The 20,818-nt window shown below is 60.2% G+C and carries 17 protein-coding genes; all 17 read right to left on the bottom strand.

Annotated features, from left to right (window positions below; translation table 11 throughout):
- Window positions 1-5 precede the first annotated feature (5 nt).
- Window positions 6-1,637, bottom strand: a complete 1,632-nt coding sequence (locus B9N88_RS08235) for a CTP synthase (RefSeq protein WP_027604466.1) — start codon at window positions 1,635-1,637, stop codon at window positions 6-8.
- A gap of 274 nt (window positions 1,638-1,911) precedes the next feature.
- Window positions 1,912-3,222 (bottom strand): tRNA lysidine(34) synthetase TilS, encoded by a 1,311-nt coding sequence (gene tilS, locus B9N88_RS08230; RefSeq protein ID WP_027604467.1) that lies wholly within the window; start codon window positions 3,220-3,222, stop codon window positions 1,912-1,914.
- A 161-nt stretch (window positions 3,223-3,383) separates the two neighbouring features.
- Window positions 3,384-4,331: an acetyl-CoA carboxylase carboxyltransferase subunit alpha gene (locus B9N88_RS08225; protein ID WP_027604468.1), complete on the bottom strand. Its 948-nt coding sequence runs from the start codon at window positions 4,329-4,331 to the stop codon at window positions 3,384-3,386.
- A gap of 128 nt (window positions 4,332-4,459) precedes the next feature.
- Entirely contained in the window at window positions 4,460-7,981 is a 3,522-nt protein-coding gene (dnaE, locus tag B9N88_RS08220; RefSeq protein WP_027604469.1) for a DNA polymerase III subunit alpha, read from the bottom strand.
- 77 nt (window positions 7,982-8,058) lie between these two features.
- Window positions 8,059-8,691, bottom strand: coding sequence for a ribonuclease HII (rnhB, locus tag B9N88_RS08215; RefSeq protein ID WP_027604470.1), 633 nt, complete (start codon window positions 8,689-8,691; stop codon window positions 8,059-8,061).
- Window positions 8,688-9,827, bottom strand: coding sequence for a lipid-A-disaccharide synthase (lpxB, locus tag B9N88_RS08210; RefSeq protein WP_027604471.1), 1,140 nt, complete (start codon window positions 9,825-9,827; stop codon window positions 8,688-8,690). The genes rnhB and lpxB overlap by 4 nt, the downstream gene beginning before the upstream one ends.
- Window positions 9,828-9,829: 2 nt before the next feature.
- Window positions 9,830-10,606, bottom strand: coding sequence for an acyl-ACP--UDP-N-acetylglucosamine O-acyltransferase (gene lpxA / locus B9N88_RS08205; protein ID WP_027604472.1), 777 nt, complete (start codon window positions 10,604-10,606; stop codon window positions 9,830-9,832).
- Complete coding sequence (gene fabZ, locus B9N88_RS08200) at window positions 10,603-11,043, bottom strand: 3-hydroxyacyl-ACP dehydratase FabZ (protein ID WP_003172281.1); 441 nt, start codon at window positions 11,041-11,043, stop codon at window positions 10,603-10,605. The genes lpxA and fabZ overlap by 4 nt, the downstream gene beginning before the upstream one ends.
- Before the next feature lie 110 nt (window positions 11,044-11,153).
- A complete protein-coding gene (lpxD, locus tag B9N88_RS08195; RefSeq protein WP_027604473.1) occupies window positions 11,154-12,209 on the bottom strand; it encodes a UDP-3-O-(3-hydroxymyristoyl)glucosamine N-acyltransferase in 1,056 nt (351 codons plus the stop codon).
- 3 nt (window positions 12,210-12,212) lie between these two features.
- Window positions 12,213-12,716, bottom strand: coding sequence for an OmpH/Skp family outer membrane protein (locus tag B9N88_RS08190; protein ID WP_003219314.1), 504 nt, complete (start codon window positions 12,714-12,716; stop codon window positions 12,213-12,215).
- A gap of 45 nt (window positions 12,717-12,761) precedes the next feature.
- Complete coding sequence (bamA, locus tag B9N88_RS08185; RefSeq protein WP_027604474.1) at window positions 12,762-15,149, bottom strand: outer membrane protein assembly factor BamA; 2,388 nt, start codon at window positions 15,147-15,149, stop codon at window positions 12,762-12,764.
- Window positions 15,150-15,223: 74 nt separating this feature from the next.
- Complete coding sequence (rseP, locus tag B9N88_RS08180) at window positions 15,224-16,576, bottom strand: sigma E protease regulator RseP (RefSeq protein WP_027604475.1); 1,353 nt, start codon at window positions 16,574-16,576, stop codon at window positions 15,224-15,226.
- A 54-nt stretch (window positions 16,577-16,630) separates the two neighbouring features.
- Window positions 16,631-17,821: a 1-deoxy-D-xylulose-5-phosphate reductoisomerase gene (ispC, locus tag B9N88_RS08175; protein ID WP_027604476.1), complete on the bottom strand. Its 1,191-nt coding sequence runs from the start codon at window positions 17,819-17,821 to the stop codon at window positions 16,631-16,633.
- Window positions 17,818-18,627 carry a phosphatidate cytidylyltransferase gene (locus B9N88_RS08170; RefSeq protein WP_027604477.1) on the bottom strand — a complete coding sequence of 270 codons (810 nt, stop codon included), beginning with the start codon at window positions 18,625-18,627 and terminating at the stop codon, window positions 17,818-17,820. The genes ispC and B9N88_RS08170 overlap by 4 nt, the downstream gene beginning before the upstream one ends.
- Window positions 18,628-19,383: a polyprenyl diphosphate synthase gene (uppS, locus tag B9N88_RS08165; RefSeq protein ID WP_027604478.1), complete on the bottom strand. Its 756-nt coding sequence runs from the start codon at window positions 19,381-19,383 to the stop codon at window positions 18,628-18,630.
- Between the two features lie 17 nt (window positions 19,384-19,400).
- The gene (gene frr, locus B9N88_RS08160; protein WP_027604479.1) at window positions 19,401-19,958 is read right to left on the bottom strand and encodes a ribosome recycling factor; all 558 of its coding nucleotides are present in this window, start codon (window positions 19,956-19,958) and stop codon (window positions 19,401-19,403) included.
- Window positions 19,955-20,698, bottom strand: a complete 744-nt coding sequence (gene pyrH / locus B9N88_RS08155) for a UMP kinase (protein ID WP_003172271.1) — start codon at window positions 20,696-20,698, stop codon at window positions 19,955-19,957. The genes frr and pyrH overlap by 4 nt, the downstream gene beginning before the upstream one ends.
- Window positions 20,699-20,818 lie beyond the last annotated feature (120 nt).

Here is a 20,818-nt window from a genome sequence, read left to right as displayed (position 1 = left end):
CAGGTTTACGCCTTCTTCTGGTGTTGCGTCAGTGCAGCCTTGACGAAACCGCTGAACAACGGGTGACCGTCGCGTGGAGTCGAGGTGAACTCGGGGTGGAACTGGCAAGCGACGAACCATGGATGATCCGGGGCCTCGACCACTTCCACCAGCGCGCCATCACCGGAGCGACCGGAGATTTTCAGGCCAGCCTCTTTGATCTGCGGCAGCAGGTTGTTGTTCACTTCGTAGCGGTGACGGTGACGCTCGACGATCACGTCCTTGCCGTAGCAACCGTGAACCAGGGAACCCGGCTCCAGCAGGCAGTCTTGCGCGCCAAGGCGCATGGTGCCGCCCAGGTCGGAGCTTTCGGTACGGGTTTCGACGGCACCGGTGGCGTCTTCCCACTCGGTGATCAGGCCCACGACCGGGTGGCCGCTCTTGCTGTCGAACTCGGTGGAGTTGGCGTCTTTCCAGCCCATCACGTTACGGGCGAACTCGATAACAGCCACTTGCATGCCCAGGCAGATGCCCAGGTACGGCACCTTGTTCTCGCGAGCGTACTGCACGGCAGTGATCTTGCCTTCCACGCCACGCAGGCCGAAACCGCCTGGAACGAGGATCGCATCGACACCTTCGAGCAGCGCGGTGCCCTGGTTCTCGATGTCTTCGGAATCGATGTAGCGCAGGTTGACCTTGGTACGGTTGCTGATGCCCGCGTGGCTCATCGCTTCGATCAGCGACTTGTACGCATCCAGCAGTTCCATGTACTTGCCGACCATGGCGATGGTGACTTCGTGCTCAGGGTTGAGCTTGGCGTCAACCACGGCTTCCCACTCGGACAGGTCCGCGCCGTTGCACTGCAGGCCGAAACGCTCGACCACAAAATCATCCAGGCCTTGCGAATGCAGGATGCCCGGGATCTTGTAGATGGTGTCGGCGTCTTCCAGGGCGATCACCGCACGTTCTTCAACGTTGGTGAACTGCGCGATCTTGCGACGCGAGGAAATGTCGATCGGGTGGTCGGAGCGGCATACCAGTACGTCCGGCTGCAGGCCGATGGAACGCAGTTCCTTGACCGAGTGCTGGGTAGGCTTGGTTTTGGTTTCGCCGGCGGTGGCGATGTACGGCACCAACGTGAGGTGCATCAGCATCGCGCGCTTGGCGCCGACTTCGAAACGCAGCTGGCGGATGGCTTCGAGGAACGGCTGGGATTCGATGTCACCCACGGTGCCACCGATCTCGACCATCGCCACGTCGGCATCGCCTGCACCCTTGATGATGCGGCGCTTGATCTCGTCGGTGATGTGCGGGATCACCTGGATGGTTGCACCCAGGTAGTCACCACGGCGCTCTTTGCGCAGCACGTGCTCGTAGACACGGCCGGTGGTGAAGTTGTTGTTCTGGGTCATGGTCGTGCGGATGAACCGCTCGTAGTGGCCCAGGTCCAGGTCGGTCTCGGCGCCGTCGTGTGTGACGAACACTTCACCGTGCTGGAACGGGCTCATGGTGCCCGGGTCGACGTTGATGTACGGGTCCAGCTTGAGCATGGTGACTTTAAGCCCCCGCGCCTCCAGGATGGCCGCCAATGAAGCGGAGGCAATGCCTTTCCCCAATGAAGAAACAACACCGCCCGTGACGAATATGTAGCGCGTCATGAAAAACCCTAGAAGTCTGCGTTAAAGCGGTCCGAGCCGCCGGGGAAAGCGAAGAGAGGCCGAAGCCCCCGATCACCTGCATTAATCACAGTGCACCTTTCAAAAAAACCGCCGCGTTGTGACAGACCAGCAGTGAAACTGCCGGTACGTTGATCGCTACACATTTTTTGGAATCGCCCAGCAAAGACTGCTTGGTAATCGGCAACTGCTGCGATTCAGGCGAATCCACAGAAGTTGTATCAAGAAGGGAGCGTAGTCTACCGGAAAGGCGCTATCAGCTCAAACCTTGATCGCAGGTCTCTGGCATCCAATGTAATTGCCAAGCTTCACTCGGTGCGGCCCAGAGTCCTGTGAGGAGGGGCACGCCGAGCAATTGCTCGCCCCGATACAGCAGCGGCAATCTGCCACGGATGAAGCCCGGCACCCCCTGTTCATTAAGCAGGCGCTTCAAGTCACGCCGGCCTCGGCCAGGTAATTCAAGCATTTCGCCGCCCTGGCGATAACGCACCTCCAGCGGGCCTTCGGGCACCTTGCCGCTCATTTCCAGCAGGCCATTGCCGGGTAACTCTAGTGGCTTTTGCGGATCAGGCCAGCTCACCGATGCGTGGGAAAACTCCGACCAGCCGCGAGGCAACCACCAGATGCGTGCGCCGCAACGGTGCAACTCCCCATCAGCCAGACGCCATAAGGGCTGCGCGTCGCCCTTGGCGTCGCGCAGGGAATACCAGCCGGCCCAATGGTCGCTGTCGGGTAAACGGGTCAGCGGCGCCAGCCAATGGCGCAGGACATTGCGCTGGCGGGCATCGGAAAGTTCGCGCAGTGGACCAAGGTCCAATGATGGCAACACCAACCAAGGAAACCGCGAAGGTTGATCGGCGGCTTGCAGGTCCATGCAGGCCAGTTCACCCAGCAGCGCCTGGGCTTCACCGAGGTGGTCGGCAGTCCGGGCCAGACTGGAGAAAGCTTGGGGCCAACGCGCCGTCAGCGTCGGGATCACGCGGTGACGCAGGTAATTACGGGAGAAACGTGGATCGGTGTTGGAAGGATCTTCAATCCACGTGAGTTGATGCTCATCGGCGTAGGCTTCCAGCTCGGCGCGCGAGACCTCCAGCAACGGCCGCACCAGGAAACCACCTGCCAACGGACGATGCGCAGGCATTGCGGCGAGCCCTCGCACCCCGGCACCGCGCAGCAGGCGGAATAGCAGGGTTTCGGCTTGATCATCGCGATGCTGGCCGGTGAGTAACACTTCCCCTGCCCCGATCACCTCGGTAAACGCCCGGTAACGTGCATCACGCGCTGCACGCTCAAGACTGGCGCCGGGCTGCACGTGCACGCGCATGACCCGCAAGGGGACGCCCAGGCTGTCGCACACCGACTGGCAATGGCTCGGCCAGGTGTCGGCGGCGGCTTGCAGGCCATGATGGACATGGACAGCGCTTAGAGGCGGAAGGGCTTCGGCGTTGGCCAGGAGATGCAGCAGGACAGTGGAATCAAGACCACCGGAGAAGGCGATATGCCAAGCCGGGGCGTTGCGCCAGGGGGCCAGGGCGTGCAGGAGCTTGGCGGATAAAGTCGGTTTCATCACAGGTTACCGCCGCAAATCTGGAATACCCAAGCCAAGCATACACAAAGCAAATGTGGGAGGGTGCTTGCCCCCGATAGCGGAGCATCAGCCAGTGAATACAGTGACTGACACTCAGCAATCGGGGGCAAGCCCCCTCCCACATTAGTACCGCTGCGGCCTTAGAGGCCGTAGCTCATCAGGCGCTCGTAGCGACGGGCCAGCAGCGCTTCGTTATCCAGCTTCTTGAGCATCGCCAGTTGCGAACCCAACTCGGCACGGATAGTCGCGGCGGCGGCGGACGGGTCGCGGTGGGCGCCGCCCAATGGCTCGGCGATCACTTTGTCGACGATACCCAAGCCTTTGAGGCGATCGGCGGTGATGCCCATGGCTTCAGCAGCGTCCGGCGCCTTTTCTGCGGTTTTCCACAGGATCGAGGCGCAACCTTCCGGCGAGATCACCGCATAGGTCGAATATTGCAGCATGTTCAACTGGTCGCAGACGCCAATCGCCAGTGCACCGCCGGAGCCACCTTCACCAATCACGGTGGCGATGATCGGGGTTTTCAGGCGGGCCATCACTCGCAGGTTCCAGGCAATCGCTTCGCTCTGGTTGCGCTCTTCGGCGTCGATACCCGGGTATGCACCCGGCGTGTCGATGAAGGTCAGGATCGGCATCTTGAAGCGCTCGGCCATTTCCATCAGGCGGCAGGCCTTGCGGTAGCCTTCCGGACGCGGCATGCCGAAGTTGCGACGCACTTTCTCGCGCACTTCACGGCCTTTCTGGTGACCGATGACCATGACCGGCTGGTCGTCCAGGCGAGCGATACCGCCCACGATGGCCGCGTCGTCGGAGAAGTGGCGGTCGCCGTGCAACTCGTCGAACTCGGTGAAGATGTGCTGAATGTAGTCCAGGGTGTACGGACGGCGCGGGTGGCGGGCCAGGCGCGCGATCTGCCAACTGGTCAGCTTGCCGAAGATGTCTTCGGTAAGCGTGCTGCTCTTGTCTTGCAGGCGGGCAATCTCATCGCCGATGTTCAGCGAATTGTCATTGCCGACCAGGCGCAGTTCTTCGATCTTGGCTTGCAGGTCAGCGATCGGCTGTTCGAAATCAAGAAAATTCGGGTTCATAAGCGTCCGTCTTGGGTCGACGGCCAGGGAGTGCCTGGCCAGCCGGTTGTCTATTCGCGCCCTACCTTAAGGGAGAGGCGCGTTTAGGTCGAGATTAAATGTTGAGCCGAGGTCAGGCGTTCTGACCGTCAACGGTATTGGAGGAAGACGTTGTCTCGCCCGAACTGGTCACGCAATGCTTGAATCAAGCCATCAGCGGGATCAATTCGCCAGGTCTCACCGAACTGCAACATGGCCTTGGCGTCATTGCCGGTGTACTCCATGGTCACCGGGCACGCGCCACGATGGCGCTTGAGCAGGTCACCCAACCAGCGTAGCTGATCGCCCTTGAGGGCTTCGGTTTTCACCTTCAGGCGCAGGCTCTCGGCCAGGTTGGTGCGCGCATCTTCCATGCTCATCACCCGTTTGATCCGCAGGCGCAGGCCGCCGGAGAAGTCATCGTTGCTGACCTCGCCTTCCACCACCACCATCGCGTCGGTCTGCAGCAACGACTGCGCGGAGTGAAAGGCGTCGGCAAACAGCGACGCTTCGATCCGGCCCGAGCGGTCGTCGAGGGTGATAAAGCCCATCTTGTCGCCCTTTTTGTTTTTCATCACTCGCAGGGCGATGATCATGCCGGCGACGGTCTGGGTATCACGCGCCGGCTTCAGGTCGATAATACGTTGACGGGCAAAACGGCGGATTTCGCCTTCATATTCGTCAATCGGGTGACCGGTGAGGTACAGGCCCAAGGTGTCTTTTTCACCCTTGAGGCGCTCCTTGAGGGTCAGGTCCTTGGCCTTGCGGTGGTTGGCATACACATCCGCATCTTCTTCGACGAACAACCCGCCAAACAGGTCGGCGTGGCCGCTGTCGTGGGTGCGGGCGGTCTGTTCGGCGGCCTTGATCGCTTCTTCCATGGCGGTGAGCAGCACCGCGCGGTTGCGGTCGATATTCGCCTGGTACGCCTTCGGCTCATCATGGAAATACGGGCCGAGACGGTCGAGTGCGCCGCTGCGGATAAGACCATCGAGGGTACGTTTGTTGATGCGCTTGAGGTCAACCCGTGCGCAGAAGTCGAACAGATCCTTGAACGGTCCGTCCTGGCGCGCTTCGGTGATGGCTTCCACCGGGCCTTCGCCCACGCCCTTGATAGCGCCCAGGCCATAGATGATGCGGCCTTCGTCGTTCACCGTGAACTTGAACTCCGAGGCGTTCACGTCCGGCGCGTCGAGGCGCAGCTTCATGGTGCGCACTTCCTCGATCAAGGTCACGACCTTGTCGGTGTTGTGCATATCCGCCGAAAGTACCGCAGCCATGAACGGCGCCGGGTAGTGGGCTTTCAGCCAGGCGGTCTGGTACGACACCAGGCCGTAGGCGGCGGAGTGGGATTTGTTGAAGCCGTAACCGGCGAATTTTTCCACCAGGTCGAAAATGTTACCGGCCAGGTCGGCATCGATATTGTTGGTGGCGCAACCCTCAATGAAACCGCCGCGTTGCTTGGCCATTTCCTCGGGCTTTTTCTTACCCATCGCACGCCGCAGCATGTCCGCGCCACCGAGGGTGTAGCCGGCCATCACCTGGGCGATCTGCATCACCTGTTCCTGGTACAGGATGATGCCGTAGGTCGGCGCCAATACCGGCTTGAGGCCTTCGTACTGGTAGTCGGAGTGCGGGTACGCCAGCTCGGCACGACCGTGCTTACGGTTGATGAAGTCATCCACCATGCCCGATTGCAGCGGGCCCGGACGGAACAGGGCCACCAGTGCGATCAAGTCTTCCAGGCAGTCGGGCTTGAGCTTTTTGATCAGCTCTTTCATGCCGCGGGATTCAAGCTGGAACACCGCCGTGGTTTCGGCTTTTTGCAGCAAGGTGTAGGTGGGCTTGTCGTCCAGCGGGATGAAGGCGATATCCAGCGGTTCTTCGTTGACCTTGGCGCGGTCGCGGTTGATGGTCTTGAGTGCCCAGTCGATGATCGTCAGGGTGCGCAGGCCGAGGAAGTCGAACTTCACCAGGCCGGCCGCCTCCACATCGTCCTTGTCGAACTGGGTGACCAGGCCGCCGCCCTCTTCATCGCAATAGATAGGCGAAAAGTCAGTCAGCTTGGTCGGCGCAATGACCACACCACCGGCGTGCTTACCGACGTTACGCACCACGCCCTCGAGCTTGCGCGCCATCTCCCAGATTTCGGCGGCCTCTTCATCGACCTTGATGAAGTCGCGCAGGATCTCTTCCTGCTCGTAGGCTTTTTCCAGGGTCATGCCGACTTCGAACGGGATCATCTTCGACAGGCGGTCCGCCAGGCCGTAGGACTTACCCTGCACCCGCGCTACGTCACGGATAACCGCCTTGGCCGCCATGGAACCGAAGGTGATGATCTGGCTCACGGCGTTGCGACCGTATTTCTCGGCCACGTATTCGATCACACGGTCGCGACCGTCCATACAGAAGTCGACGTCGAAGTCGGGCATGGACACCCGTTCCGGGTTCAGGAACCGTTCGAACAGCAGGTCATATTCCAGCGGATCAAGGTCGGTGATCTTCTGTACATAGGCGACCAGCGAGCCGGCACCCGAGCCCCGGCCCGGGCCTACCGGCACGCCGTTGCTCTTGGCCCACTGGATAAAGTCCATCACGATCAGGAAGTAACCGGGGAACCCCATCTGGATGATGATATCCAGCTCGAAATTCAGCCGATCGACATAAACCTGGCGCTTGGCCTCGTAATCTTCGGTGGTGTCCCTCGGCAGCAGGACGGAGAGCCGCTCCTCCAGACCATCAAACGACACCTTGCGGAAATACTCGTCGATGGTCATGCCATCGGGAATCGGGAAGTTGGGCAAAAAGTGCTTGCCCAGCTTCACTTCGATATTGCAGCGCTTGGCGATCTCGACGGAGTTTTCCAGGGCCTCGGGCAGGTCGCTGAACAGCTCGGCCATCTCCTCCGCGCTCTTGAGGTACTGCTCTTCGCTGTAGTTCTTGGAACGACGCGGGTCATCCAGGGCCCGGCCTTCACCGATGCACACGCGGGTTTCGTGGGCCTCGAAATCTTCCTTCTTGATAAAGCGCACATCGTTGGTCGCCACCAAGGGCGCGCCCAGCTTGTCGGCCAGGGCTACGGCGGCGTGCAGATGCTCTTCATCGTTGGGGCGGTTGGTGCGCTGGACTTCCAGGTAGAAACGGTCGGGGAAGACCTGCATCCACTCCCTTGCCAGCACTTCGGCTTCATGGGGATTGCCGCCCAGCAGTGCGATACCGATCTCGCCCTCCTTGGCGGCCGACAGCATGATCAGGCCTTCGCTGGCCTCGGCGACCCATTCGCGCTCGATGATGATCGAACCGTTGCGCTGGCCGTCGATAAAGCCACGGGAAATCAATTCGGTGAGGTTGCGATAACCCACGCCATTCATCGCCAGCAGGCTGATGCGGCTCAGGGGGTTATCCGGGTCTTTGTTGGACAGCCACAGGTCGGCGCCGCAGATCGGCTTGATGCCGGCGCCCATGGCGTTCTTGTAGAACTTGACCAGGGAGCACATGTTGTTCTGATCGGTAACCGCGACCGCAGGCATGTTCATGCCCACCAGGGTCTTGACCAGCGGTTTGATCCGTACAAGGCCGTCGACCAGGGAGTATTCAGTGTGCAGGCGCAGGTGAACGAATGAAGCCGGCATAGTGATCCTGTCCAGAAACTTAGAAACAACAAGGCCCGGGATTGTACCGGGCCTTGGCAAAAACATCAGCCTTGCGACTAAACCTCGCTGAGGTTCTCGCGCAGCTCATAAGCCTGGCGCACCGGGGCAAACGAGCGCCGATGGATCGGCGTTGGGCCGAGACGGGCCAGGGCTTCCAGATGAACGGGCGTCGGATAGCCTTTATGGCCCCCGATGCCGTAGCCGGGGTAAATCAATTCGAAGGCAGCCATTTCACGGTCTCGGCTGACCTTGGCCAGGATCGACGCGGCGGCAATGGCTGGAACCTTGCTATCACCCTTGACCACCGCCTCAGCCGGCATCGCCAGCTTCGGGCAACGGTTGCCATCGATCATCGCCAGTTTTGGCGTGATATGCAGGCCTTCAACGGCACGCTGCATGGCCAGCATCGTGGCGTGCAGAATGTTCAATTCGTCGATTTCTTCGACTTCGGCCCGGGCGATATGCCAGCTCAGGGCCTTTTCACAGATTTCGTCGTAGAGTTTTTCACGACGCGCTTCGGTGAGTTTTTTCGAGTCGTTGAGGCCCAGGATCGGACGGTTCGGATCCAGGATCACGGCCGCCGTCACCACCGCGCCACACAGCGGGCCGCGCCCCACTTCGTCAACACCGGCCACCAGTTCGTGGGTTTGGGCAACGAGGCTGAAATCCAGGCCTATTTGCGTGCTCATAAAGCTTCCTGTTTTTGGCCGATCAAGGTCAATACGGCGTCGGCCGCCTGGTTCGAGGCATCACGGCGCAGGGTGCGGTGAATGTCGTCAAAACCGCGGGTCTGTTCTTCGCCGCCGTCGATCAAGGGCAATAGGGTTTGCGCGAGGGCTTCGGGGGTTGCATCGTCCTGCAATAATTCCGGCACCAACAAGCGCTGGGCCAGCAAGTTGGGCAAGGAGATGTAAGGACTTTTGACCATGCGCTTGAGAATCCAGAAGGTCAGCGGTGCCAGGCGATAGGCCACGACCATCGGGCGCTTGTAGAGCAGGGCCTCCAAGGTCGCGGTGCCCGAAGCGATCAGCACCGCATCACAGGCCGCCAGGGCCAGGTGCGACTGGCCGTCGAGCAGGGTCAATGGCAGATTGCGACCGACCAGCAGTGTCTCGATTTGTGCACGCCGTTGCGGGCTGGCGCAGGGCAACACGAACCGTATCCCGGGCTTCAAGGCTTGCAGGCGCTCGGCAGCATCGAAAAACACGCTGGCAAGACGGCCCACTTCGCCGCCTCGACTGCCCGGCATCAGCGCAACGAGCGGGCCTTCGGGCAACCCCAGCTCGGCACGCGCGGCTGCACGATCAGCCTGCAAAGGAATGCTGTCAGCCAGGGTATGCCCGACAAACCTTACCGGCACGCCCTTCTCCTCGTAGAACCTGGCCTCGAACGGCAACAGGGTCAACATCAGGTCGCAGCCTTCGCGGATCTTCAACACACGTTTCTGCCGCCACGCCCACACAGAGGGGCTGACGTAGTGCACGGTCTTGATCCCGGCCTGACGCAACTTGAGTTCGATATTGAGGGTGAAGTCCGGCGCATCGATGCCGATAAACACGTCGGGCTTTTCTTCGATCAGCGTCTGGATCAGCAGCTTGCGACGAGCCAGGAGCTCACGCAGGCGACCCAGCACCTCGACCAGCCCCATGACCGACAGACGCTCCATGGGGAAGTATGACGTCAGGCCTTCGGCCTGCATCAGCGGGCCGCCGACACCGATAAATTCCACCGCAGGGTGCCGGGCCTTGAGTGCCCGCATCAGACCTGCGCCCAAAATGTCGCCGGAAGCTTCTCCGGCCACCAGCGCGATACGCAGAGTAGCCATGATCAGCGGGTGATGCCGCGGGTCGACGCCTGGATCGAGTCACGGAACACCGCGACTTCCGGAAACAACGCTGCCGGCTCGGCCAGTTGGATCAACGCCTGGTCCACCGTCAGCCCCTGACGGTAGACCACCTTGTAGGCGCGGCGCAGGGCGTGGATCGCCTCTTCGCTGAAGCCACGACGGCGCATGCCTTCGAAGTTCATGCTGCGGGCTTCGGCCGGGTTGCCGAACACCGTGACGAACGCCGGAACGTCCTTGCCGATGGCAGTGCCCATGCCGGAAAAGCTGTGGGCGCCGATATGGCAATACTGATGCACCAGGGTAAAACCGGACAGGATCGCCCAATCGTCAACGTGTACATGGCCAGCCAACGCGGTGTTGTTGACCAGGATGCAGTGGTTGCCGATCACGCTGTCATGACCGATATGGGCATAGGCCATGACCAGGTTGTGATCACCCAGCGTGGTCTCGGCACGATCCTGCACGGTGCCACGGTGAATGGTCACGCCTTCACGGATGATGTTGTGATCACCGATTACCAGGCGGGTTTCTTCACCCTTGTACTTCATGTCCGGGGTGTCTTCGCCTACCGAGGAAAACTGGTAGATGCGGTTATGTTTGCCAATGCGGGTCGGACCCTTGAGGATCACGTGCGGCCCGATGACAGTCCCCTCGCCGATTTCCACACCTGCGCCGATGATCGACCAGGGGCCGACCTCAACGTCGGCGGCCAGTACGGCCGACGGATCGATGATTGCGCGAGGGTCAATCAAACTCATAGTTTGCGTTCCGCACAGATGATCTCGGCAGAGCACACCGGCTTGCCATCTACCGAGGCCTGGCATTCGAACTTCCAGATCTGGCGCTTGCAGCTGATGAACTTGGCTTCCAGGATCAACTGGTCACCCGGGGTAACCGGGTTGCGAAAGCGCAACTTGTCGGAGCCCACGAAATAGTAAAGCGTGCCGTCGGCAGGCTTGAGGTCGAGCATTTTGAAACCAAGGATACCGGCAGCCTGGGCCATTGCTTCGATGATCAATACGCCCGGCATGATGGGATGCGCGGGAAAGTGACCGTTGAAGAACGGTTCGTTGATGCTGACATTCTTGTAGGCACGAATGCGCTTTTCCTCAACATTCAGGTCCACTACACGGTCCACCAGCAGGAACGGGTAACGGTGAGGCAGGTATTCGCGAATCTCGTTGATGTCCATCATTTCGGGGGGAAGCCTGTAATAAAGATTGGGGGCGGGCGACTAAACGCACGCCCCGCTAGCAAATCAAGGAGGCAGTCTAGCGGCTGTGCACACTTGATATGGAAATGGTATCAGCCTTCTGATGAAGCATTACCGCCAGGGGTCACGTCCCCAACACGCTTTTCCAGCTGTTTGAGACGTCGAGCCATGTCGTCGAGCTGCCTCAAACGTGCTGCGCTCTTGCGCCATTCAGCTGCGGGCTGCATGGCGGTACCAGATGAGTAGGCCCCCGGTTCGGTAATCGAGTGGGTGACCATGGTCATGCCGGTGATGAAAACGTTGTCGCAAATATCGATATGCCCCACCAGCCCTACGCCACCGGCGAGCATGCAATGCTTGCCGATCCGGGTGCTGCCGGAAATGCCTACACAGGCGGCCATGGCGGTGTGATCGCCAATCTGCACGTTGTGGGCGATCTGGATCTGGTTGTCGAGCTTCACGCCGTTACCGATCACGGTATCGGCCAGGGCCCCGCGATCGACCGCCGTGTTGACACCGATTTCCACGTCGTCGCCGATCAATACGCCGCCGACCTGGGCGATCTTGTGCCAGGCGCCTTTCGAGTTGGCAAAGCCAAAGCCTTCACCGCCGATCACCGCACCCGACTGAATGACCACACGTTCACCGATACGCACGTCGTGGTACAGGGTCACGCGAGGTGCCAGCCAACCATCGGCGCCGATTACACAGCGAGCGCCGATAAAGCAATGTGCACCGACCGTTACACCGGCCGCGATGCGTGCGCCGCTCTCGATCACCGCAAACGCACCGATGCTGGCCGCAGGGTCAACCTGGGCATCATCGGCGATAACCGCAGACGGATGAACACCACCTGCTGCCTTGGGCTTCGGGTCGAACAGATGCGACGCCTTTGCGTACGACAGGTAGGGGTCAGCCACTACCAGGGCATCCCCGGCGTAACTCTCGGCGTCAGCGGCCTTCAGCAACACGGCTGCGGCCTGGCAGTCGACCAGGTATTTACGGTATTGGGGGTTTGCGAGGAAGCTCAACTGAGCTGGGCCAGCCTCCTGCAAGGTGGCTAGCCCAGTAATTTCCTTCTCCGGGGAACCACGCAAGGTGGCTCCCAGGAACTCGGCCAACTCGCCGAGCTTGATAGTCGCGGTCATGGCTTACTTCAGCTGGTTCATGCGCTCGATCACCTGACGGGTGATGTCGTATTGAGGCTTGACGTCAATCACGGCGCCACGCTCGAACACCAGGTCAAAGGCACCTTTCTTGATGACTTCTTCCACGGCGCTGTCGAGTTTAGGCTTCAGCTGTTTCAGCATTTCACGGTCGGCAACAGCCTTGGCTTCGTTCAGCTCCTTGGATTGGAACTGGTAGTCACGGGCCTTTTGCTTGAACTCAAGCTCCAGACGCTCGCGCTCGCCTTGCTGCATCTTGTCGCCACCCGCTACCAGACGGTCCTGGATACCCTTGGCGCTGCTTTCCAACGTCTTGAGCTTGGTCAGTTGCGGACCGAATTTTTTCTCGGCATCCACGGCGTATTTCTTGGCCGCATCGGATTCCAGCAGGGCCATCTGATAGTTCAGGACGGCGATTTTCATTTCGGCGAAGGCCGGGGTGGCTACCAGCACGGTGGCCAGCAGAACCAATTGAGTCAACTTACGCACGATGTACTCCTACAGAATCCGTTGTCGTTATCTTGGGTCAGACGCTTAGAACGTCTGGCCGAGGGAGAATTGGAAAATCTGGGTTTCAGCGTTATCCGGTTTCTTGATCGGCATGGCCAGAGCAAAGCTCAACGGGCCAAGCGCAGTCACCCAGGTCACACCGACACCCACCGAGCTCGCCAGGTTGCTGAGGCTCACGTCGTTGCACTCAGTCCGTGACTTCACGCCGCTTGGGTTGGTGATCTGTTCGCACTTGGAGTCGAACACGTTACCCACATCCCAGAAGACCGAAGTACGCAGGGACCGCTGATCCTTGACGAACGGCAGCGGGAACAGGATTTCCGCACCACCCTGGATCAACACGTTACCACCGAATGGCAGCGGGTCGTTGTCGGAGTCAGCGACGGTGCCCTGGTTACCGGTCACACCAACGCCACGGCTCGGTGTACCACGTGGACCCAGGGTGCTGTCCTTGAAGCCCCGCACGGAGTTGAAGCCACCCGCGTAGTAGTTCTCGTAGAACGGCAGCCCATTGGTGGAACCATAACCGTCGCCATAGCCCAGCTCGGTGTGCAGGCGCATGGTGTAGTTATCGCTCAGCGGCTGGAACAACTGGCCACGGTAGTCGAGCTTGAAGAACGACAGGTCGCTGCCCGGCGTCGTTGCTTCCAGCGTCAGGCTCTGGGAATGACCACGGGTGGCAAGCACGCCTTTGTTCAGGATCGACTCGGACCAGCCGGCGGACGCCTTGAAGTTCAGGAACTTGTCGCCTTCCTTGCGAGTGAAGTCGAAGATCTCGTCCACGGTGTACACACCGGTCTTGATCTCATCCTGTTGCGCAGTCAGGCCGAAGGTCAGGCGCGAGGTCTCGCTGATCGGATAACCGATGTTGGCGCCTACGCCCAGGCTGTCGATTGCATAGCTGGCTACGTCGACGTCGAGGTCTTTGTAGTCGGTGGTGCGATAGAAGGCGTTGTAGCCCAGGCTCACACCGTCCGCGGTCCAGTAGGGGTCGACATAACCGAAGTTATAACGGCTCTGGTATTCGCTTCGGGTCAGGCCGATGGACACCTTGTTACCGGTACCCAGGAAGTTGTTCTGGGTGATGGAACCACCGAGGATCAGGCCGGCACTCTGTGCGAAACCGACACTGGCGGTGATCGAACCCGACGCTTGCTCTTCCACGGCGTAGTTCACGTCAACCTGGTCATCCACACCCGGTACGGCTGGCGTTTCGACGTTCACTTCCTTGAAGAAGCCCAGGCGCTCAAGACGGGTCTTGGACTGGTCGATCAGGTAAGTCGACGCCCAGCCACCTTCCATCTGGCGCATTTCGCGGCGCAGCACTTCGTCCGCGGACTTGGTGTTGCCACGGAAGTTGATGCGGTTCACGTAGGCACGCTTGCCTGGGTCGACGACAAAGGTGATGTCCACGGTGTGGTCTTCATCGTGGGGGGTAGGCACGCCGTTGACGTTGGCGAAGGTATAGCCTTCGTTACCCAGGCGACGGGTGATCAGTTCGGACGTGGTGGTCATCAGCTTGCGCGAGAACACCTGGTCTTTCTGCACCAGCAACAGGGCCTTGACCTGGTCTTCAGGCACTTTCAAGTCGCCGCTGAGCTTAACGTCACGAACCTTGTACTTCTCGCCTTCGTTGACGTTGACAGTGATGTAGACGTGCTTCTTGTCCGGGGTGATGGACACCTGGGTCGAAGCGATATCCATGTTGATATAGCCACGGTCCAGGTAGTAGGAACGCAGGCGCTCCAGGTCACCGGAGAGTTTTTCGCGGGCGTACTTGTCATCGTTCTTGAAGAACGACAACCAGTTGGTGGTCTTGAGCTCGAACAGGTCGATCAGGTCTTCATCAGCGAACTTGGTGTTGCCCACCACGTTGATGTGCTGAATGGCCGCCACGGTACCTTCGTTGATGTTGACCTTGAGGCCGACACGGTTACGAGGCTGCGGCACGACTTCCGTTTCCACGGTCGCGGAGTAGCGACCCTGGGCAACGTACTGGCGCTGCAGTTCGTTACGCACACCTTCAAGGGTGGCGCGCTGGAAGATCTCGCCCTCGGCCAGGCCGGATTGCTTCAGGCCTTTCATCAGGTCTTCAGTGGAGATCGCCTTGTTGCCTTCGATCTCGATACTGGCGACGGAAGGTCGCTCGACGACGGTGATGACCAGGACGTTACCTTCGCGACCCAGTTGGATGTCTTGAAAGAACCCGGTTTTGAACAGCGCACGAGTGGATTCCACCAGGCGACGGTCATCAGCCTGTTCCCCGACGTTCAACGGCAAGGCACCAAAGACGCTACCCGCGGAAACCCGCTGGAGGCCGTTGACGCGAATATCGGAGATGGTGAAGGACTCGGCGTGAACTTCGGCGATCATCAATACGGTGAGAACCGCAGTTAGCAGCAGACGTTTCATGAAGTCCTTTCTTATTCCAACTGGCAATAAACAAACTGCCGCAAAATGCGGCAGATTCGCAATTCAGCGAAGCGTTACAGTCGACCCAGATCGTTGACCAAGGCTAATAACATCACCCCGACCACCAAGCTGATACCGATCTGTATCCCCCAACCCTGCACCCGATCCGACAAGGGGCGACCACGCACCCACTCGACCAGATAAAACAACAGATGCCCCCCATCCAATACTGGAATGGGCAGCAAATTCAGAACACCCAGGCTGATACTCAGATAAGCCAGGAAATTCAGGAAATCCGCGACACCCGACTGGGCAGAAGCGCCCGCCACTTTAGCAATGGTTATCGGTCCACTCAAGTTTTTTACCGAGAGCTCGCCGAACAACATTTTCTTGAGGGATTCGAGGGTCAGCACACTCATGGTCCAGGTGCGTTTTGCACCCTCGCCAATGGCCGCCAGCGGCCCGAAACTGACCTCACGCACCATCGAGGGCGGCCACTCCGGACTCTTGACGCCTGCACCCAGGTAACCCCCGGCCGCCTTGGCTTCCCCACGTACCGCCAGGGTCACGGGGACGTCGATTTGAGCACCGTCACGCTCAATTTTCAGCACAATCCTTGTATCAGGGCGTACGCGCACCAGGTCGACTACCTGCTGCCACTCACCCAACACCTGGCCATCGAGGGCCAGCAAGCGATCGCCGGTTTTCAGGCCAGCGGCCTGGGCCGGCCCCTTCGGATCCAGCTCGGCAAGCACTGGCGGCAGCGCAGGACGCCATGGACGGATGCCCAGGGACTTGATCGGATCAGGCTCGTCAGCGCCCTTGAGCCAATGGTCCAAGGCCAACGTGCGCGGGGTCTCGGCACTGGAGTCCTGCTCACGCACCACGACGTTGACGGTGCCGCTTTCACCCAAACGACGGACCAGCTGCAAATTGACCGCGCCCCAACCCGTCGTCGGCTCACCATCAATGGAAACAATTTCCTGCCCTGCGACCAGACCTGCCTTGGCGGCGATACTATCCGCCTCGACCGCGCCGATGACAGGACGCACCTGCTCGCTGCCGAGCATGGCCAGGACCCAGAAAAACAGCATCGCCAGGAGGAAGTTGGCGATAGGACCGGCCGCAACAATGGCGATACGCTGACGAACGGTCTTGCGATTGAAGGATTGGTCCAACTGATCGGCCGGCACTTCACCTTCACGCTCATCGAGCATCTTGACGTAGCCACCCAACGGGATGGCCGCGATCACGAACTCGGTGCCATGCCGATCGTGCCAGCGAACCAGTGGCATGCCGAAACCGACGGAAAAGCGCAGTACCTTGACGCCGCAACGACGTGCCACCCAGAAGTGGCCGAATTCGTGGAAGGTAACCAGCACACCCAGAGCAACCAGGGTGCCGACAATCATGTAAAGCGCACTCATCTAATTTCTCCGCATTCCAATCCAGTGCCCCAGGGCTCAATCGCGCCCACAAGACTAACGCGCGTTGCGGTCCAACCATTGTTCGGCCAAGGCCCGTGCCTTGGTGTCCGCCTCGAATACCGCGCCGAGGTCATTGACTGCCACCACGGGTTCAAGACCCAGGACGTCCTCGATGATACTCGCGATCTGCGGAAAGCGGATGCGCCGTTCGAGAAACGCCGCCACGGCCACTTCATTCGCCGCGTTGAGCATCGCCGGCGCGCTGTTACCTGCCTCCGCCGCCTCACGCGCCAGACGCAGGCACGGAAAACGTTGCTCGTCCGGCGCCTCGAAGTCCAAGCGGGCAATGGCAAACAGGTCCAGTGGCGCCACACCGGAATCGATTCGCTCCGGCCAGGCCAGGGCATTGGCGATCGGGGTGCGCATATCCGGATTACCCAATTGGGCCAATACCGAGCCATCCACATAGTCGACCAGTGAATGAATCACACTTTGCGGGTGAATCACCACCTCGACCTGATCCGGTCGCGCATCGAACAACCAGCACGCCTCGATCAACTCCAGGCCTTTATTCATCATGCTTGCCGAGTCGACGGAGATCTTGCGCCCCATCGACCAGTTAGGATGAGCGCACGCCTGGTCCGGAGACACCTGCTCCAACTCCCCCAAGGGAGTTTGCCGGAAAGGACCACCCGACGCGGTCAGCAGAATCCGACGCACACCCACCTGGCCCAGGCCACGAGCAAAGTCGCCGGGCATGCATTGGAAGATCGCATTGTGTTCACTGTCGAGGGGCAGCAATACGGCGCCGCTCTTGCGCACCGCCTGCATGAAGAGCGCGCCGGACATCACCAGCGCTTCTTTGTTGGCCAGCAGGATCTTCTTGCCCGCATCCACGGCAGCCAAGGTCGGGCGCAAGCCGGCCGCACCGACGATAGCGGCCACCACTGTATCCACCTCGGCATCGGCCGAGACCTGGCACAACCCCTCCTCCCCTACCAATACCTGAGTGGCCAGCCCGGCAGCCCGCAGGTCATCCTGCAGGCTCCGTGCCGCCGAACGCCCGGGCACCACGGCAAAGCGCGGCACGTGGCGCACGCACAGTGCCAGCAGTTCGCTGAGGCGGGTGAACCCGGTCAAGGCAAACACTTGATAGCGGTCAGGATGACGAGCGATCACATCCAGGGTGCTCAACCCTACCGAGCCGGTTGCACCCAGCACGGTCACTTGTTGCAGGCGGCTCACGAAGCGGTCATCCACAACAGCACGGCAAAGATCGGGATGGCTGCGGTAAGGCTATCGATACGATCCAGCACCCCGCCATGACCCGGCAGCAGGTTGCTGCTGTCCTTGATCCCGGCCTGGCGCTTGAACATGCTTTCGGTGAGATCACCGACCACCGAGATAAATACGACGATGGCCGTGCCCAGCAGGGCCAGGAAGATCTCCTTCGCCGACCAGTCGCGCACCAAACCCACTACAAGCGTGATCACCAGCGTCAACGCCAGGCCGCCATACACGCCTTCCCAACTCTTGCCCGGACTGACTGCCGGCGCCAGCTTGCGCTTGCCGAAGGCCCGGCCAGAGAAGTAGGCGCCGATGTCTGCGCCCCAGACCAGCACCATCACCGCCATGATCAGCCAGTTACCCATGGGCGAATTCTTGACCTCCACCAGCCCTTGCCAGGCAGGCAACAGAATCAACAAGCCAATCACCAGCTTGCTGGCGACACTGGACCACTGGCCACTGCTGCGCGGAAAAGTCAGCACCAGGTAGGTCGCAAGCGCCCACCACAGCACCGCCGCCCCCAACACCCAAGGCACGATAATGCTCGACAGGGTGTGCATCAGAAACAGCAGCACCGCCACCACAAGGGCATACACCACACGCGGCAACTGCGCATTGAAACCTGCCAATCGCGCCCACTCCCAGGCACCCAGGGTTACCACCAGGCCGATAAACAGCGCAAAGCCGGAGCCATCCAGCAGGAAAAACCCGCACAAGGCAATCGGCAACAGTATCAGTGCGGTGATGATTCGTTGTTTAAGCATTTAAACCCGGGCTCCAGCTTCGATCTGCTCACTCGTTTTACCGAAGCGACGCTGACGGGAAGCGAAATCGGCCAGCGCAGTGCGCATGGCATCGTGTTTGAAGTCCGGCCAGAACAGGTCGGAGAAGTACAACTCGGTATAGGCCAATTGCCATAAGAGGAAATTGCTGATGCGATGCTCACCACCGGTACGGATACACAAGTCAGGCAACGGCAGGTCGCCGGTCACCAGGCAGGTCTGTAACAGTTCAGGCGTGATGTCGTCCGGCCTCAGATGACCGGCCTGCACTTCGCGGGCCAGTCGCTGCGCAGCCTGGGCAATATCCCACTGGCCACCGTAGTTGGCCGCGATTTGCAGCACAAAGCGGTCAGTGCCGGCAGTGATCGCCTCGGCTTCACGCATGGCCGCCTGCAGTTCCGGGTGAAAGCGCGAGCGGTCGCCGATGATGCGCAGGCTGATGTTGTTGTCATTCAGGCGCTTGGCCTCACGACGCAGGGCCTTGAAGAACAGATCCATCAAGGCACTGACTTCTTCGGCGGGCCGCTGCCAGTTTTCACTGGAGAACGCGAACAGGGTCAATACCTCGACCTTGGCCTCGGCACACACCTCGATCACGGCCCGCACCGCATCGACACCCGCCTTATGCCCGGCGACACCCGGCATAAAGCGTTTCTTCGCCCAGCGATTATTCCCATCCATGATGATCGCGACATGGCGCGGCACCACGGAGGGCACAGTCTGCTTGGTCTTTTCCATGAAGGCGTCCTGACCCCTTATACGGCCATCAGGTCCTTTTCTTTTTCGTCGGTTGCCTGGGTGATCTTCGCCTCGGCTTCCTTGGTCAGCTTGTCGATATCGGCGACGGCACGACGCTCTTCGTCTTCGCTGATTTCCTTGTCCTTGACCAGCTTCTTCAGCTCGCCCAAGGCATCACGACGAATGTTACGCACTGCAACCCGTGCATCTTCAGCCGCGCTGCGGGCCTGCTTGGTGAAGCCCTTGCGGGTTTCTTCAGTCAGGGCCGGCATGGAGATCAGCAGCAACTCACCCAGGTTGGTGGGGTTGAGGTTCAGGCCGGCGCTCTGGATGGCCTTGTCGACTGCCGCGAGCATGTTGCGCTCGAAGGCCACGACCTGCAGGGTGCGCGAATCCTTTACGGTAACGTTGGCCACGCCGCTCAGCGGGGTATCAGTGCCGTAATAAGGCACCATCACGCTGCCCAGGATGCTCGGGTGCGCCTTGCCGGTACGAATCTGGCCGAATGCGTGGCTCAGAGACTCCAGGGATTTCTGCATACGCGCTTGGGCGTCTTTCTTGATTTCGTTGATCATTGTTGGCCTTCCTCGATCAGAGTCCCTTCCGCGCCGCCGTGTACGATATTCAGCAGGGCACCGGGCTTGTTCATGTTAAATACGCGCAGCGGCATCTTGTGGTCGCGGCACAGGCAAATAGCCGTCAGGTCCATCACGCCCAGCTTGCGATCCAGCACTTCATCGTAGGTCAGATGATCGAACTTCTCGGCATGCGGGTCTTTGAATGGGTCTGCGGTGTACACGCCATCTACCTTGGTCGCCTTGAGCACCACGTCGGCATCGATCTCGATGGCGCGCAGGCAAGCAGCCGAGTCCGTGGTGAAGAACGGGTTGCCGGTACCGGCAGCGAAGATCACCACCTCTTTGGCGTTCAGGTGGCGCATGGCTTTGCGACGATCATAGTGATCGGTCACACCCACCATGGAAATAGCCGACATCACGATAGCCGAGATATTGGCACGCTCCAGGGCGTCACGCATGGCCAGGGCGTTCATCACAGTGGCCAGCATGCCCATGTGGTCGCCGGTGACCCGATCCATGCCGGCCGCACTCAATGCCGCGCCGCGGAACAGGTTACCGCCACCGATCACCAGGCCGACCTGCACGCCGATGCCGACCAACTGGCCGACTTCCAGCGCCATGCGGTCGAGCACCTTGGGGTCGATCCCGAACTCTTCCGAGCCCATCAGGGCCTCGCCGCTAAGCTTGAGTAGAATGCGTTTATAGCGAGCCTGATAACCACTGCCCTGCTGAGCCATTGCGAATCTCTCCTGCGGCGTATTTTTAAAAAATTCTTGGCGAGCCGTTTACGGCTTGCGTTCACTCTAGCTGGACGCTCTCACAGCGCCATCGGAACACGGCTTTGTAAGCCAGTTCCG

The sequence above is a fragment of the Pseudomonas sp. LAMO17WK12:I1 genome, assembly GCF_900177315.1.
Taxonomy (GTDB): Bacteria; Pseudomonadota; Gammaproteobacteria; order Pseudomonadales; family Pseudomonadaceae; genus Aquipseudomonas; species Aquipseudomonas marginalis.
Note: the sequence above shows the minus strand (reverse complement) of the source record. Positions and strands in the feature narration are given on the sequence as shown.

Bases quoted from the DNA above. Each gene is read 5' to 3' on its own strand.
- B9N88_RS08235 (WP_027604466.1), bottom strand. From the start codon at position 1,637: ATGACGCGCTACATATTCGTCACGGGCGGTGTTGTTTCTTCATTGGGG.
- tilS (WP_027604467.1), bottom strand. From the start codon at position 3,222: ATGAAACCGACTTTATCCGCCAAGCTCCTGCACGCCCTGGCCCCCTGG.
- B9N88_RS08225 (WP_027604468.1), bottom strand. From the start codon at position 4,331: ATGAACCCGAATTTTCTTGATTTCGAACAGCCGATCGCTGACCTGCAA.
- dnaE (WP_027604469.1), bottom strand. From the start codon at position 7,981: ATGCCGGCTTCATTCGTTCACCTGCGCCTGCACACTGAATACTCCCTG.
- rnhB (WP_027604470.1), bottom strand. From the start codon at position 8,691: ATGAGCACGCAAATAGGCCTGGATTTCAGCCTCGTTGCCCAAACCCAC.
- lpxB (WP_027604471.1), bottom strand. From the start codon at position 9,827: ATGGCTACTCTGCGTATCGCGCTGGTGGCCGGAGAAGCTTCCGGCGAC.
- lpxA (WP_027604472.1), bottom strand. From the start codon at position 10,606: ATGAGTTTGATTGACCCTCGCGCAATCATCGATCCGTCGGCCGTACTG.
- fabZ (WP_003172281.1), bottom strand. From the start codon at position 11,043: ATGATGGACATCAACGAGATTCGCGAATACCTGCCTCACCGTTACCCG.
- lpxD (WP_027604473.1), bottom strand. From the start codon at position 12,209: ATGACCGCGACTATCAAGCTCGGCGAGTTGGCCGAGTTCCTGGGAGCC.
- bamA (WP_027604474.1), bottom strand. From the start codon at position 15,149: ATGAAACGTCTGCTGCTAACTGCGGTTCTCACCGTATTGATGATCGCC.
- rseP (WP_027604475.1), bottom strand. From the start codon at position 16,576: ATGAGTGCGCTTTACATGATTGTCGGCACCCTGGTTGCTCTGGGTGTG.
- B9N88_RS08170 (WP_027604477.1), bottom strand. From the start codon at position 18,627: ATGCTTAAACAACGAATCATCACCGCACTGATACTGTTGCCGATTGCC.
- uppS (WP_027604478.1), bottom strand. From the start codon at position 19,383: ATGGAAAAGACCAAGCAGACTGTGCCCTCCGTGGTGCCGCGCCATGTC.
- frr (WP_027604479.1), bottom strand. From the start codon at position 19,958: ATGATCAACGAAATCAAGAAAGACGCCCAAGCGCGTATGCAGAAATCC.
- pyrH (WP_003172271.1), bottom strand. From the start codon at position 20,698: ATGGCTCAGCAGGGCAGTGGTTATCAGGCTCGCTATAAACGCATTCTA.